This is a genomic window from Vibrio diabolicus (assembly GCF_011801455.1).
GTDB classification, from domain to species: Bacteria; Pseudomonadota; Gammaproteobacteria; order Enterobacterales; family Vibrionaceae; genus Vibrio; species Vibrio diabolicus.
Genome location: NZ_CP042451.1, coordinates 3145983 through 3161588 on the forward strand (window position 1 = coordinate 3145983; position 15606 = coordinate 3161588).

Consider the following 15606-nt stretch of genomic DNA (forward strand, 5'->3'; position numbering starts at 1 on the left):
CAGATTGGAGTGTTACTGAGCATTTTTTCAGCAATTTTTGTTAAAAAACTTTGTTTACAACCCATCGAAGTAAATAAGTGCAGTAATCGTAATTCAGATTGCGACTTACCAAGAGAAAAGAATATAAAAAAAGCGACAGTCAGACTGTCGCTTTCTAAGTGCCATCAAGTGGCGAAACTGTGTTGCACGCATTTGGTGCATCAATGTTCCCTTTGTTTTTCGAGCTTTCCCTGCCAAAAAGAGTTGTTTTTCATCTTCCTGATGAGTTTTGGCTATCCGTTTACTTCCTGTCTACTGAGCAACTTCCTGTGCCTGATCCGTTTCACTGTCTTAACCGTCAGACGAGATGACCATCCTTATCTGATAGGCTCCCTACCTATCTAAATCCCTTTCTAAATCACCAAGCATCCGAGCTACATCCTTGGAGACCTAAACCGTGGTCTTAAATCCTTACATTCACCCCCTGTGAACAACTTCTACTTTACGCCATCCCGCGATGCTCACAAGTAATGAGTTGAAAAAATAATCCGCCTATTTTTCTAAAACATCAAAATTATCATTTAATCAAAAACTTAAAAACACTAACAAGAAAAAGCCAACATCAAGTATGGCAAATGTCTCACAAACTACCGAGCTAACTATCGCTTTCGAACTCAAAGTCGACTGTGATATTTGTCACTAACAAAAATGCCCTAGCGAATTCACTAGGGCATTTTTGTATAAGTTGCTCGAACGATGTAGGGACATCTACCCAATAAACTCAAGATGCAGGATCTTGAGCGATTTAGGTATATTAGTGCAGACCGCCAACGTATTTAGACAGCACTTCGATATCTTCGTCTGTCATTTTCTTCGCGATGTCGCGCATCATGGCATTCATATCATTACCACGGTCGCCATCACGGAATTTTTCTAGCTGAGCTTTGATGTAGTCAGCATGCTGACCAGAAATTTTCGGGAAACCTGAAAGCTCTGTACCATTGCCACGAGGACCATGACATGCAATACATGCGGTTAGGCCACGCTCGGCATCACCAGCGGTATAAAGCGTTTTGCCTTTTGCTACCACATCTTCAGGTGTTGAGTTTTCTGAAACTGGTAGCGAAGCGTAGTAAGCAGATAGGTCTGCGATATCTTCATCGCTCAGTGGCATTGCCATACCACTCATTACAGGATCGTAACGACCTTGTTTACCACCACTTGTCATGCCTAGCTTAAGTTCTTTTAACTGCTTCTCAAGATACTTAGCGTGTTGGCCTGCGAGTTTCGGGTACGTTGTTATTGCACTGTTGCCATCTGCTCCGTGACAGGCGACACAGGTTTGTGATTTTGCTTTACCAGCCTCAATATTACCTTGGGCCCATACTGAGCAACTGGCTAAAAGACTCAAAATTAGCGCTAATTTCTTCATGACATTCCATTATAATTATCAAGCTTCCAGTACCACGGAATGTGAACATACCGCGTACACTCATGGTACAATAGGCGACCTTATGCCGAGCACGGTTATTTTACACATTTTCACAAAAAAGTAATCAATCGACTACACAAAGTCGAGATGGAGTTAACAGTGAGCGTAAAAATTCATTACCAAAATACGCATTTCATCACCAGCGCACCCGATATTCGTCACCTACCGGAAGACGAAGGTGTCGAAATTGCGTTTGCAGGACGCTCAAACGCTGGTAAATCGAGTGCACTTAACCGTCTAACTAATCAAAAAAGCTTAGCCAAGACATCAAAGACACCTGGTCGTACCCAATTAATCAACCTTTTCAAAGTAGAAGAAGGTTGTCACATTGTCGATCTACCTGGATACGGTTTTGCTCAAGTACCGGTAGAGATGAAAAACAAATGGCAGAAATCTTTAGGTGAATACCTACAGAAACGCGAGTGCCTAAAAGGCTTAGTGGTTCTGATGGACATTCGTCATCCAATGAAAGATCTCGACCAGCAAATGATTTTCTGGGCCATCGATAGCCACATTCCTGTGCAAGTTTTGCTAACCAAAGCAGATAAACTAAAAAGTGGCGCACGCAAACAAACCCTGCTGAAAGTTCGCAAACAAGTGGAAACTTTCGGTGGCGACGTTTCCGTTGATGTGTTCTCTTCCCTTAAAGGGTTAGGCGTTGATCAACTGCGCGCAAAACTGGATACCTGGTTTGCACCGGCGCTCGCACACCTGATAGAAGAAGGCGAACTGGATACCCCAGCAAGCGACGAAGAATAATTAACAATATTTGTTAAATTTTTTCGACACGGCCCTACCATTTGGTGGGGCTTTTGTTTATCTGAGCTAAATAACAGGCAATAAAAATCCCCACCTTCCTGGCAGGGATAACGGGAGAGAAAAATTGGTAATTATTGTTATGTGACGAAGCATTGCTGAACTATCGGATGATTTCAATAGCTTAAAAAGCCGCCTAACTTTAGCTTTCGCTTAATCAACTCACAACCATAACCAATAAAGAAAATACAATTCAACAAGTTAGACAGAAAGCTACCCATTTTCCCGTCAACTTAGTTTCCTTCAAGAAAAAATCATAGTGTGATTGGCATAAATTTACAGACTGAATAGTTTGCGAGTTTTTGAAGAAAATTGGAGTGTAGACAATAGGTTAAAGGTGGGAGAAATATAAAGACAAGTCGTTACCAACCCAACACATTGAACAAAAAGAAAAATTTTCTTTCGCCCAATAAAAAACGCCCCAGTCAAAAGCTGACTGGGGCGGCTGAATCAGCCTAATCCAATAACGTGAAACAAAAGGTCTGAAAGATAGAACATCTTACCTCTGTACCCTACGAGTATTAATGTACAACAATTGGTCAGAATTGCAAAGAATTTTTGTAGTTTTTTTTCATGAAATTTTTATTAAGCAACATCAAAGTTAACTTTGCGCTAGCTTTTTTAATCGCAAAAAAAAGCCAGCGTTTGTGCGCTGGCTCATAATTAATTGGTTATTTTGGTCTAAAAGTGACTAATGAGCTTGATCCCAGTTGTCACCGTGCCCTGCTTCTGCAACCAACGGTACTTTTAGCTCTGCTGCAGATTCCATCAATTTCTGTACTTTACTTTCAATTTCGGACAATGATGACTCTTCAACTTCAAAGACCAATTCATCGTGTACTTGCATTAACAACTTCACACGGCCATTGCCTTCTTCCTGAATCCACTGATCAACCAACAGCATCGCTTTCTTAATGATGTCCGCAGCTGTACCTTGCATCGGTGCGTTGATTGCCGCACGTTCAGCAGCTTTACGACGCATACCGTTGCGCGATTTGATTTCTGGTAAATGCAAACGTCGACCAAAAATCGTTTCAACATAGCCCTTATCTGCAGCCGTGCTGCGCGTGTCTTCCATGTACTGCATAACGCCAGGGTAACGCTCAAAGTATTTATCCATGTAGGCTTGTGCTTCGCCGCGAGGGATACCAAGCTGCTTCGCCAAACCAAATGCACTCATGCCATAGATAAGCCCGAAGTTAACGGCTTTAGCACGGCGACGCTGCTCGCTCGATACTTGTTCAATATCCAGACCCATAATTTCTGCCGCAGTTGCCGCGTGAATGTCTTTACCATCACGGAAGGCATCTAATAACGCTTGGTCGCCAGAAAGGTGCGCCATGATGCGCAGTTCGATTTGCGAGTAGTCGACCGCTAAGATTTTATGGCCAGCTGGTGCGACAAACGCTTGGCGAATACGACGGCCGGCTTCGTTACGAATTGGAATGTTCTGTAAGTTCGGATCGGTAGAAGATAGACGACCTGTTGCGGTTACCGCTTGATGGTAAGAAGTATGCACACGCCCTGTTGTTGGGTTGATCATCTTCGGCAGCTTATCCGTGTACGTCGATTTAAGCTTCGCCAAACCACGGTATTCCAAAATCAATTTTGGCAGTGGGTAATCTAAGGCAAGCTCTTGCAGCACTTCTTCATTCGTCGATGGTGTACCTGATGGCGTTTTCTTCACCACCGGTAAACCCATTTTTTCAAATAGGATGGCTTGTAATTGCTTTGGCGAGTTCATATTAAACTCTTGCTCTGCAATTTCATACGCTTTCTTTTCAAGCTCATCAAGGCGAGCGGTAATCTCGACCGACTGCGCACTCAGCTTCATTTCGTCAATAAAGACCCCGGTGCGTTCAATGCGCGAAAGAACTGGCACCAACGGCATTTCAATCTCTTCGTACACTGTCTTCAGGCTTTCATCCTGCTCGATATTCGCAAACAAGCGATTGTGCAGACGAAGGGTCACATCCGCATCTTCTGCCGCGTATGGCGATGCTTGTTCCAACTCGATTTGGTTAAACGTAAGCTGATTTTTGCCTTTACCTGCAATTTGCTCAAAAGAAATGCAACTATGTTGTAGGAAGCGAAGCGCCAAGCTGTCCATATCGTGTTTACCGCCGACACTGTTGTAAATGTACGATTCCAACATCGTGTCGTGCTTGATACCTTTTAGCTCAATGTCATAACGAGCCAATACAGACGCATCATACTTTAAGTTTTGACCAACTTTTGCTTTCGCTGCATCTTCAAGAATTGGCTTAAGCTGTTCTAGAACCCAATCACGATCAAGCTGTTCAGGTGCATCTAGGTAGTCATGTGCAACAGGCACATAAGCGGCAATACCTTCATCGACAGCGAATGACAAACCAACTAAGTTCGCTAGCATGTAATCTAGGTTGTCGGTTTCCGTATCAAACGCAAACAACTCGGCCGTTTGAAGTTTGTCTAGCCACGCATTGAAGGTTTCTTCATCCAGAATCGTTTCATATTGGCTGCGGTCGATTGTCACTGCGGAAGTTTCCATCTCAGCATGAGAAGCAGAGGCTTGAGCAGAGCCAGCAAGCTCAACAGCTTCTACCGACCCAGAACCACCTTCAAGTAGCTCGTTCAACCAAGATTTAAACGTCAGTTGACCATACAACTTCACTAGTTCGTCTTTATTTGGTTCCGCTTTCAGCAGTGATTCTGGCGTTTCTTCAAGTTCAACATCCAATTTAATGGTTGCGAGCTCGTACGACAGCATGGCATTTTCTTTGTTATCGATGAGCTTCTTCGCCATGGTTTTAGAACCACGGAAACCGAGCGCAGCAATGTCATCGAGATTTTCATACAGCTTAGTCAGACCGCCAATACCTTGCAGTAGTGCGGTCGCTGTTTTATCACCCACGCCTGGTACACCAGGGATGTTATCTACTTTATCGCCCATCAGCGCTAGGTAGTCGATGATTAACTCAGGTGGAATGCCAAACTTTTCAACCACACCTTCACGATCCATCACGACGTTCGTCATGGTGTTGATCAAGGTAATATTATCATCCACCAACTGCGCCATGTCTTTATCACCAGTACTGATCAATACAGGCATGCCCTTTTGTGATGCTTGATGCGCCAACGTACCAATGACGTCATCCGCTTCGACACCAGGAACGCAGATTAGTGGTAAACCCATCGCGCGAATAACATTGTGCAATGGTTCAATTTGGCAACGCAGATCATCCGGCATTGGCGGACGATTAGCTTTGTATTCTGCATACATATCATCACGGAAGGTTTTTCCCTTCGCATCGAAAACCACCGCGATGCGCTCAGACGCAAACTGACGCATCATGCTGCGTAACATGTTCACGACACCGTAAACGGCATTAGTTGGAATTTCACCATTACTCATGGTGCCCGGGTAGGCGTGAAAAGCGCGATATAGGTAAGAAGAGCCGTCGATAAGGATCAACGGATTTTCAGGAATACTTGCCATAATTGTCTGTATCCAATTCAGTACTTGAGAGATCTGCCTAGGATGCCATGACTGCTGATCCGAATCTATCTTGTTCGCTCGATCTAGGTCGCGTAAATTTTTCGATTTTATTCACGAAGACAACCTCACCCTGTGGATAACTCTGTTTATAGAAATTATCCACTGGTTATCCAATGATAGAAAACACAAAAAACACACATGATAACTTATTGTTTTTAAATATTTATTTTATAAAACGGCGAGAAGATCAACGATCCTTAAATGATCATCGTGTGTGGAAAAAAATACGAATAGTGACGTCAAATAGAAATCGTAGAAAAGAAAAAAGCGACCCGAATGGGGTCGCCTAGCAGAAGTGGTAAAGCAAATTCTGTAAATAGAGCAGCTTAACCAAGAAGCTATAAATTACACTGGAAGCAATGTGAGCAATGTCGTGTCAAAAAGAATTCGTGCAAGTTCTCGGAAAAATGTTTCATCACTTCTCAACTTTCAGTTAATCAACTTCTGTTAATAAGTCATTCAACGTCCTTGTGAACTCTTCCTCATTCCCTAAGACAGGTTTAATAATAATGATTCTCATTTCGTAGTCAACAGTTAAATGAGAAAAAATCTCATTTATTTTCACATCGCTTTAATGAAATGAACTCGAGATTCACGAAGATTAATTTTTTCTTCAAATTTTTCAATGATATACCCATTTCTCAATAACAATCGAAGCATAGCAGGAAACTGATTTCGAGATTTCACTTTTAACGTGTTATAGCCTTGCTCAGCCGCCCAATCTTCTTGTGCTTCCAAAAGTAATTGTGCCACGCCTTCATTTCGAGCCTCAGGAACTACACCACCTAACCAGCTATAGAAAACACCATCCTCTAATTCGTAACCTATTTTGAAGCCGACAATCGTGCCATTTTTTTCTGCAACGAGGATTAAACTGTTTTTCTCTTCTAAACGTTGAGTCATGGAGTCTACCGTTTCTCCTTTCGAAAATTCGGTAACACGTGCCACAACTTGAAGTGCTTCTTCCAATGTGCCTTCACGAATCAGCATTGTCATTGTTCTCTTCTCCAAAATAAAAATACCCAAGCACCTTGGATTGTTACTGTTGTAATCCGCCTGAGGTTACTTGGGTATATACAGACGAACAACTCTTGTTGGTCTGGTGTTTCTCACTGAGCGATAATTACTCTTCAGTCGCTTCCGGAGTACGATTTAGGTGTTGAGCAGTTTGTGCATTCTCTTCTGCCAACCACTCAGCCACATCTTTCGCAAAGTACGTTAAGATGCCGTCAGCACCTGCACGTTTGAAGCACAGTAGTGATTCCATCACAATTTCGCGCTCTTTGAGCCAGCCATTCATGATCGCCGCTTTATGCATCGCGTACTCACCAGACACCTGATACGCAAACGTCGGTACCTGAAGTTCGGTTTTAACTCGGCGAACTACATCTAAGTATGGCATACCAGGTTTAACCATCACCATGTCCGCACCTTCATTGATGTCTAGCGCCACTTCATGGATCGCTTCGTCAATGTTTGCTGGGTCCATTTGGTAGTTTTTCTTGTTGCCGCCTTTTAGATTTGAAGAAGAGCCAACCGCATCACGGAATGGTCCGTAGTAGTTCGACGCGTACTTAGCCGAGTAAGCCATGATTTGTGTATGAATGTAGCCCGCATTTTCTAATGCTTCGCGGATCTTACCAATACGGCCATCCATCATGTCTGAAGGCGCGACGACGTCAGCACCCGCTTCAGCGTGAGACAAAGCCTGCTTAACCAGTACTTCCGTGGTTTCATCATTCATTACGTAGCCATCTTCATCGATGATGCCGTCTTGGCCGTGCGTCGTGAATGGGTCAAGTGCCACGTCTGTGATCACACCGATTTGAGGAATATGTTCTTTAAGCGCACGTACTGCTCGCTGGACCAAACCTTCTGGGTTGTAGGCTTCAGTAGCACATAAGCTTTTAGCGTCTTGGTTTACGACAGGGAAAAGCGCGATTGCTGGAACGCCTAGATTTGCAAGGTATTGCGCTTCTTCTAGCATTAAATCAATCGACAAACGCTCTACACCCGGCATGGACTCCACGCTCTCACGACGACCTTTACCCATTAGGATGAACATTGGGTAAATCAGATCATTAACAGAAAGTTGGTTCTCAGCCATCAAACGACGACTAAAATCGTGCTTACGTAAACGACGCATACGGCGTGCAGGGAATGGACCTTGAATTGATACAGACACCATTTTCTCCTTGTCTGGACGGTTATGATGATCAAATCATCTGGTGAACAAAATCATATCACTCTTGATGCATGTTGCGAGTGACAATCTGGAAAAAGGTAATGAAAAAAACTGAAAATGACCCAGCACTCACACTCAAGTATACTTCGAATACGAAACCAACCATGAAGCACAGAGAGTAACGATGATCGATACCCACGCGCACATCTATGCCAGCGAATTTGATAACGACCGCGATGAAGTAGTACAACGCGCCTTAGCGCAAGGCATTAATAAGATCCTGTTGCCAAACATCGATCTGGACTCTATTGAGCCCATGCTACAAACCGAAGCGGCATATCCTGACGTGTGCCACTCAATGATGGGACTCCACCCTTGCTATGTGGATAACAACGTTGAGCAAACGTTGGAAATCATCCGCGGCTGGTTTGAGAAACACAAGTTTATTGCGGTGGGCGAAATTGGTATCGACCTGTATTGGGACAAAACCTATCGCGCCGAGCAAGAGATGGCATTCGTGACTCAGCTAAACTGGGCAAAAGAGATGGATTTACCGGTCGTGATCCACACTCGTGATTCGATTGAAGAAACACTCACTTTGCTAAGACAAGAGCAAGATGGTCGTCTGCGTGGTGTATTCCACTGTTTTGGAGGCACTTTAGAAGAAGCGCAAGCAATCAATGAGCTAGGCTTCCACTTAGGCTTGGGTGGCGTATCGACCTTTAAGAATGGCGGGATGGATAAAGTCATTCCACATTTGGATATGCAGTGGGTCATTTTAGAAACCGATTGTCCATACTTAGCGCCTGTACCGCACCGTGGTAAGCGTAATGAACCAGCCTACACTTCTCTCGTTGCACAACGTGTTGCCGACTTGCGTGATGTCGATGTCGCAACTATCGATGCAATAACGACTGAAAATGCCAAAAAGCTGTTTAATATTTAATTCACGAAAATTGAAAAAAGCGACGAAATCAACGTCGCTTTTTTATTACCTAAACTATTGAATGAATGATTCAACCTATTGAAATAATAGAACAACCCACACAAAGTTATTGATAAACATAATAATTAACTAGCAACTCTACTTACCTCTCATATCGCCACTTTACTTCGTCTGTTTTGCAAAACTGTCGACAACTAGACATATTCTTTTTCTATACTGCTTTATGCCCATTAATTAGCACAAATGTAAAACAGCATGAATATGGAAGTTGAAGTGTGTACACATGGTGCTTACTTACAACGCGTACCGCGCAGTTTTTTTCAAAAGCTGCTGGGCATCAAGGAAGTATACGTATGCACAAAGTGTGGTTACGTCATGAAAGTTAAGTAATTAGCCCAAGAAACAAACCAACCGCAAAAAAACGGCTCAATTGAGCCGCTTTTTACATCTACAGTAAACTTATTCTTCGGTTTCAGCTTCTGCCTCTTCGCCTCGACGCGTATAAAAACGCGCAAAGAATAAACCGACTTCAAACAGTAAACACATCGGAATAGCGAGTAAGGTTTGCGAGATCATGTCTGGTGGCGTTAACACCATACCTACGACAAACGCCGCCACAATGATATAAGGCCGTTTCTGTCTTAGATCTTCTGGTGTGGTGGCCCCAGTCCAACACAACAAAATAATCGCAACAGGCACCTCGAATGCGATACCAAACGCCATAAATAGCGCCAGCACAAAGTCGAGATAACTCGAGATATCAGTTGCAAACTCTACCCCACCAAGAGAGATAGCGGTAAAGAAGCCAAACACCAATGGGAATACCACAAAGTAGGCAAATGCCACTCCACAGTAGAACAATAGCGAACTAGAGAACAGCAACGGCATGATCAAACGACGCTCATGTTTGTATAAGCCAGGAGCAACAAAGGCCCAAACTTGATACAAAATAAACGGCACCGCAATAAATACCGAAGCGATTAACGTCAACTTCAGTGGCGTGAAAAAGGGTGAAGCCACATCCGTAGCAATCATGGTTGCGCCTTCAGGTAGACGCTCTACTAAAGGTGCGGAAACAAACTCGTAAATGTGGTTAGAGAAATAAATTAGTCCGACAAACACCACCAACACTGCCAAAATTGAGCGCAGTAGTCGGTTGCGAAGCTCCAACAAATGACTAATTAAAGGTTGTGTCTGCTCGACGGTAGACATGGCAAACCTCTTATTAAAAACCAGATCAAAAAGGAGCTACCAATCACTAGTAGCTCCTCCTAATGAGACTATTCGGCTTTCTTATCTGCCGCTGTAACCTTGCTCTCTTCCGCTTTCTCTACCTTTTCTGCTGCTGGCTCTGTTTTTACAGGCTCAGCCTCTGAATCGGTGTTCTTTGCGTAAGGACGATTTACAGATTGCGCTGCCTTCTTCAATTCTTCGACTGAAGATTTCAACTCAGGGGACAAATCATCCATCCCCATTTGTTCTGCTTTGCGCAAGTTTTCTTGCAGCTCTTGGACTTTCAGCTCGTGTGACAATTCGTCTTTGACGCTATTTGCCATACTCTTAGCGGCACCGATAAAGCGAGACACGCTGCGAATAGCATGAGGCAAACGCTCCGGCCCAAGAACGACCAGACCAACAACAGATATTAATACCAGTTCCCAAAAACCGATATCAAACACGTTTTACGCCTGCTCTTTGTCTTTTTTCGTTTCAGGAGCAGCTTCTTTTTTCTGCTGCTCTTCTAGACTTTTTGGTTCGAAGTCTGCGTCTTTGTCATTTTTCGCAGGTTCATCTTCGCTCATCGCTTTTTTGAAGCCCTTAACGGCACCACCCAGATCGCCACCGATACCGCGTAGTTTCTTAGTTCCGAATAGCAATACAACAATTACAGCAATGATTAGAAGTTGCCAAACACTGATACCACCCATTCTCTTTACCTCGGGTCTTTAAATAAACAAAAATATTTCAAGAGTTTAACGTCTATTGACGATAAGCTCGCCAACTAAGCAGCCAAAATGTGACACCTGCGATACCGCTGGCCAACGAAAGCTGCTCAAAAGCATTGTTCACCAATATTGCCGAGCATACGACTAAAGTGGCGCCAACGCCAAATAAAAACTTTCCTGTCGCCTGCTGGCGCTTGCTCTGACGATACCCTTGGTAAAGCTGATCCATTCGTTGGTTCATCGCTTTACCTTGTTTCAGGCTATCGTAAAGCAGCTCTGGCAGTTCCGGTAACTTCTCCGCCCAAAATGGTGCGCGATCTTTAATCGCATTCACCAAAGCTTGCGGCCCAACTTGATTCATCATCCATTCTTCAAGGAATGGTTTTGCGGTCTCCCACAAATCAAGCTGAGGGTACAGCTGCCTACCAAGACCTTCCACGTACAGCAGCGTTTTTTGCAGCAATACAAGTTGTGGCTGAACCTCCATGTTGAATCGACGTGCCGTGTTGAACAAATTCAACAGCACATGACCAAAGGAGATTTCGCACAGTGGCTTAGCAAAAATAGGCTCACACACAATACGAATCGCGAACTCAAACTCATCGACATTGGTATCGGCAGGCACCCATCCTGAATCCACATGTAACTCCGCCACTCGGCGGTAGTCTCGATTGAAAAACGCCAGGAAGTTTTCCGCCAGATAACGCTTGTCTTCACTATTAAGTGTACCAACGATTCCGCAATCTAGCCCGATCCACATTGGGTTCTCTGGGTGTTCTGGTTTGACGAACACGTTCCCCGGATGCATATCGGCATGGAAGAAGCTGTCTCGGAACACCTGAGTGAAGAACACACTCACGCCGCGCTCCGCGAGCAATTTCATATTGGTGCCATTTGCTTTCAAGCCTTCAATATCAGAGACTTGAATGCCATATATTCGCTCAGAAACCATGACAGTTTCATTACTGAAGTCAGGAAAAACTTCAGGAACATACAATTCTTCGCTGCCTTCAAAGTTGCGGCGCAACTGAATGGCATTCGCCGCTTCACGTCGTAAGTCGAGTTCATCAAGCAATGTTTTCTCGTACTCACGCACGACTTCAACTGGTTTTAAACGACGTGCTTCAGGCATCGCTCCGGCGACTATACGCGCCATTCGGTGCATCAGTTTTAGATCTGAATCAATGACCGGGCGAATATCTGGGCGGATAACCTTTAATACCACTTCTTGGTTAGAGTCTTTTAAACGCGCAGTATGCACCTGAGCAATCGACGCAGACGCCAGTGGTTTGATATCAAACTCGGTAAACCAGTTTTCTAACGGGCCACCTAATGCTTGCTCCATCTGCTTTTTTGCTAGCTCACCATCAAATGGCGCCACTTGGTCTTGAAGCAAAGCTAGGGGATCAGCAATATGCGGAGGAAATAAGTCACGGCGCGTTGACATCATCTGGCCGAACTTAATCCAAACCGGCCCCAGCTCTTGCAACGCTAAACGCAGACGCTCACCGAGTGGCTTTTCTGGATGCTTGTTCTTAATCCAGAACAGGCTTTTGCGCAGTAATAACGGAGCTTTGGTCAGTTGGTGATCGGGAAGCAGCTCATCTAAGCCGTATTCCAGTTGTACTTTGGCGATGTGGTATAAGCGCTTTAGTTCTGCTGGCGTCATGGTTTCTCCAATGCCGGCTTATCTGCATCCAGCTTATTCAGCAAAGCAGTCAAGCGTGCTTCAACGCGAGAAGCCTGGCTACGAACCTCATCAACCTGGTCGCAAAAATACGCCACTTCTAGAGGAGCAGGTGCCAACTTCCACTCTTCAGTCACTACTTGCGCAAGATGACGCTGGTGTTTCTCTGCTTGAGATGCGAGGAAGTTGCCTATGTTTTTTGAACCTTGCACAAAGGTATGTGCGGCGACATCGCCAGTTACGCGAGACAACCACTCTTCAACATCTGGCTTGCAATCCACCATCAACTGAGAGAATTTCTGCGCCAATTGAATATCGCCTTCAAGCTCAAGTTTATCTTGTTTAATAAGGCGAGTGATGTTGGCCTGGTCACGCAGCTCTGGCAACACGCTCAAGTTGAGCGATAAGTAGCAGTTAGGCTGCCCTTCGTAATGACCGAGCACATCAATTTGCTGACTAAAAACGAACGTCAGTGTTTTATTGATCTCTTTCAGGTGAACTTGAATAACTTGACCTTTTAGACGCGCTAAACGACGGCCCAATGCAGGGTCGTCTTTGATCAGAGTATTCAGTGACGTTTCAATCACAGCGGTGATAAGTGGTTCAAATGGCATGCCGTTAACCCTTAGAATTTATAACCGCGATGCAAAGCCACAATACCACCAGTTAAGTTGTAGTATTTGGTGTTTTCAAAACCTGCGTCTTGCATCATGCCTTCCAGCGTTTCTTGGTCTGGATGCATACGGATTGACTCCGCTAGGTAGCGGTAACTCTCTGAGTCATTCGCAACTAGCTCACCGATTCTCGGCAACAAGTGGAATGAATATGCGTCGTATACTTTCGATAACGGCTCTAGCACTGGTTTCGAAAATTCTAGCACCAATAGACGGCCGCCTGGCTTCAGTACGCGGAACATTGAACGAAGCGCTTTGTCTTTGTCAGTCACATTACGCAAACAAAAACTGATGGTGATGACATCAAAATAGTCATCTGGGAACGGCAGTTCTTCTGCGTTGGCTTGAACGTAATGCACGTTACCCACAATTCCGTTATCGCGCAGTTTATCGCGGCCAACGTTAAGCATTGAATTATTGATATCAGCAAGGATGACATGGCCTTCATCGCCAACAATGCGCGAGAATTTCGCCGTTAAATCACCCGTACCACCACCTAGGTCAAGAATACGTTGGCCAGGGCGAGCGCCACTACAATCGATAGTGAAGCGCTTCCAAAGGCGGTGAATACCACCAGACATCAGGTCATTCATGATGTCGTATTTTGTTGCCACGGAGTGGAATACTTCGGCAACCTTAGTCACTTTTTCGTCTTTTGCCACTGTAGAGAAACCAAAGTGGGTGGTTTCATTCTCTAACGCTGTATTGGATTGCAAACTTGTGTCCGTCATTCTAATTCCTCTTAGGCAGCGCTTTCTCTCTGCGGGGCGTTTGCTGACAAATAAAATCGCCCACTGCACTGCGGGCGATTAGTTTACTTTATCCTCAGCCGGATGTCTTTCTACTAACGGGTCATTTTCTGAAAATGAATCACTCTGCGCTAACTGTGCGAGGTCAGAAGAAATTGGTCGTTTGATTTCAACCCCAAGGTGCTTAAAGCTTTCGGCTTGACGAATCACATTCCCGCGCCCTGTGGCAAGCTTGTTCATTGCGCCTTGATAGCTTTGATTCGCCTTATCCAGCGCACCGCCGAGCCCTTCCATGTCGTCCACAAACAATCGTAATTTGTCGTAGAGTTTTGTCGCGCGCTGCGCAATCATTTTGGCGTTTTCATTCTGGCGTTCATTGCGCCATAGATTATCAATGGTGCGCAGTGCCACCAGCAACGTTGTTGGGCTCACCAAAATGATGTTTTGCTCCATCGCGTCTTTGATCAAACTTGGATCGGCTTGAATCGCGACTTGGAACGCAGGCTCAACCGGAATAAACATCAGCACATAGTCCAAACTCTGAATACCTTTGAGTTTGTGGTAGTCCTTCATGCTTAAACCCTTAATGTGCGCACGCAGTGCGGCTAAGTGCGCACTCAAAGCCTGATCTCGCTCAGCATCAGTTTCGGCGTTGAAATAGCGCTCATAGGCAACCAGCGCCATTTTAGAATCCACAACCACTTGTTTGTTTTGTGGGAGATGAACAATCACATCAGGTTGGTAGCGCTTGCCTGCTTCATTTTGCAAATTCACCTGAGTCTGATATTCGTGCCCTTCACGCAGTCCCGACTCGGCAAGTACCCTCGCGAGCACCACTTCGCCCCAGTTACCTTGCTGCTTGTTGTCCCCTTTCAACGCTTGGGTCAAATTAACCGCTTCTCGCGTCATTTGCTCATTCAAACGTTGCAGGTTTTTGAGCTCATGCACTAAGGTATGGCGCTCTTTAGCTTCTTGGCTAAAGCTGTCATTAACGTGCTTTTTGAATCCTTCTAGCTGCTCTCGGAGCGGTGACAACAAACCTTCCAAACTCTGACGGTTTTGCAAGTCGACCTTCGCGGTTTTTTCTTCAAACAGTTGGTTGGCCAAGTGCTCAAATTGCTGTTTCAGGCGCGCTTCCGCTTGCTCTAGAATTTGCAGTTTTTCGGCATTGGCTTGGTTGATTTGCTCATGACGTGCTTGCTGCTCACGCAGTTGCGTTTCTAGACGTGATTTGTGCTCACGCATCTGACCAAGCTCATCAAAGTATTGTTGGCGCTCTTGCTTTACGGCCTCGAAGTAACGCAGTTTTTCCATTGCGGCCATCAGCTTTCCGTGTGTTTGGCGTACTTCAAACGCGGCTTTATCGCGCTCATCATCTAATTCATCCAACTCTTGCTGGGCATCGGCAAGGCTTTGTTTAACCTGTTCAAGCTGCTGTTGGTGAAGCTGCTTTTCTGAAACAAGTTGTTGTTCGAGAAGCTGAGTTTGGGTGATAAAACGCTGTTTCACCCACCAACCGACGGCGACACCACTAAGCGTGGCAGCACAAAGAGAAGAGAGAATGAGAGATTGGTACTCAAGAATCCATTGCATA

General features: G+C 44.9%; 14 protein-coding genes. 2 read left to right on the top strand and 12 right to left on the bottom strand.

What is annotated here, in order from left to right; translation table 11 throughout:
• Positions 1-793: 793 nt before the first annotated feature.
• Positions 794-1411 carry a c-type cytochrome gene (locus FR741_RS14855; protein WP_005379248.1) on the bottom strand — a complete coding sequence of 206 codons (618 nt, stop codon included), beginning with the start codon at positions 1409-1411 and terminating at the stop codon, positions 794-796.
• A gap of 159 nt (positions 1412-1570) precedes the next feature.
• Here FR741_RS14855 and yihA point away from each other — a divergent pair, with 159 nt between their 5' ends.
• On the top strand, positions 1571-2230 hold the full coding sequence (gene yihA / locus FR741_RS14860) for a ribosome biogenesis GTP-binding protein YihA/YsxC (protein ID WP_005394452.1): 660 nt from the start codon (positions 1571-1573) through the stop codon (positions 2228-2230).
• A gap of 507 nt (positions 2231-2737) precedes the next feature.
• On the opposite strand, the gene FR741_RS23805 is transcribed toward yihA, so the two are convergent.
• The 4 genes from FR741_RS23805 to hemB form a co-directional block, all read right to left on the bottom strand.
• Entirely contained in the window at positions 2738-2785 is a 48-nt protein-coding gene (locus FR741_RS23805; protein ID WP_438356636.1) for a hypothetical protein, read from the bottom strand.
• Positions 2786-2978: 193 nt separating this feature from the next.
• A complete protein-coding gene (gene polA, locus FR741_RS14865) occupies positions 2979-5765 on the bottom strand; it encodes a DNA polymerase I (RefSeq protein WP_048624601.1) in 2787 nt (928 codons plus the stop codon).
• Between the two features lie 621 nt (positions 5766-6386).
• The gene (locus FR741_RS14870) at positions 6387-6821 is read right to left on the bottom strand and encodes a GNAT family N-acetyltransferase (protein WP_012841227.1); all 435 of its coding nucleotides are present in this window, start codon (positions 6819-6821) and stop codon (positions 6387-6389) included.
• A 127-nt stretch (positions 6822-6948) separates the two neighbouring features.
• On the bottom strand, positions 6949-8010 hold the full coding sequence (gene hemB, locus FR741_RS14875) for a porphobilinogen synthase (RefSeq protein WP_167427120.1): 1062 nt from the start codon (positions 8008-8010) through the stop codon (positions 6949-6951).
• A 184-nt stretch (positions 8011-8194) separates the two neighbouring features.
• Here hemB and FR741_RS14880 point away from each other — a divergent pair, with 184 nt between their 5' ends.
• Entirely contained in the window at positions 8195-8956 is a 762-nt protein-coding gene (locus tag FR741_RS14880; RefSeq protein ID WP_134647572.1) for a TatD family hydrolase, read from the top strand.
• 459 nt (positions 8957-9415) lie between these two features.
• On the opposite strand, the gene tatC is transcribed toward FR741_RS14880, so the two are convergent.
• From tatC to rmuC, 7 genes are all read right to left on the bottom strand, one after another.
• A complete protein-coding gene (gene tatC, locus FR741_RS14885) occupies positions 9416-10168 on the bottom strand; it encodes a twin-arginine translocase subunit TatC (RefSeq protein WP_005394442.1) in 753 nt (250 codons plus the stop codon).
• A gap of 68 nt (positions 10169-10236) precedes the next feature.
• Complete coding sequence (gene tatB, locus FR741_RS14890; RefSeq protein WP_005382959.1) at positions 10237-10635, bottom strand: Sec-independent protein translocase protein TatB; 399 nt, start codon at positions 10633-10635, stop codon at positions 10237-10239.
• 3 nt (positions 10636-10638) lie between these two features.
• The gene (tatA, locus tag FR741_RS14895; RefSeq protein ID WP_005382958.1) at positions 10639-10884 is read right to left on the bottom strand and encodes a Sec-independent protein translocase subunit TatA; all 246 of its coding nucleotides are present in this window, start codon (positions 10882-10884) and stop codon (positions 10639-10641) included.
• 52 nt (positions 10885-10936) lie between these two features.
• Positions 10937-12571, bottom strand: coding sequence for a ubiquinone biosynthesis regulatory protein kinase UbiB (gene ubiB, locus FR741_RS14900; protein ID WP_104974618.1), 1635 nt, complete (start codon positions 12569-12571; stop codon positions 10937-10939).
• Positions 12568-13203 carry a ubiquinone biosynthesis accessory factor UbiJ gene (locus tag FR741_RS14905; RefSeq protein ID WP_005394440.1) on the bottom strand — a complete coding sequence of 212 codons (636 nt, stop codon included), beginning with the start codon at positions 13201-13203 and terminating at the stop codon, positions 12568-12570. Before FR741_RS14905 ends, ubiB begins: the two co-directional genes overlap by 4 nt.
• A gap of 11 nt (positions 13204-13214) precedes the next feature.
• Complete coding sequence (ubiE, locus tag FR741_RS14910; RefSeq protein ID WP_005379210.1) at positions 13215-13994, bottom strand: bifunctional demethylmenaquinone methyltransferase/2-methoxy-6-polyprenyl-1,4-benzoquinol methylase UbiE; 780 nt, start codon at positions 13992-13994, stop codon at positions 13215-13217.
• A 78-nt stretch (positions 13995-14072) separates the two neighbouring features.
• Positions 14073-15605 (bottom strand): DNA recombination protein RmuC, encoded by a 1533-nt coding sequence (gene rmuC / locus FR741_RS14915; RefSeq protein ID WP_005394435.1) that lies wholly within the window; start codon positions 15603-15605, stop codon positions 14073-14075.
• Position 15606 lies beyond the last annotated feature (1 nt).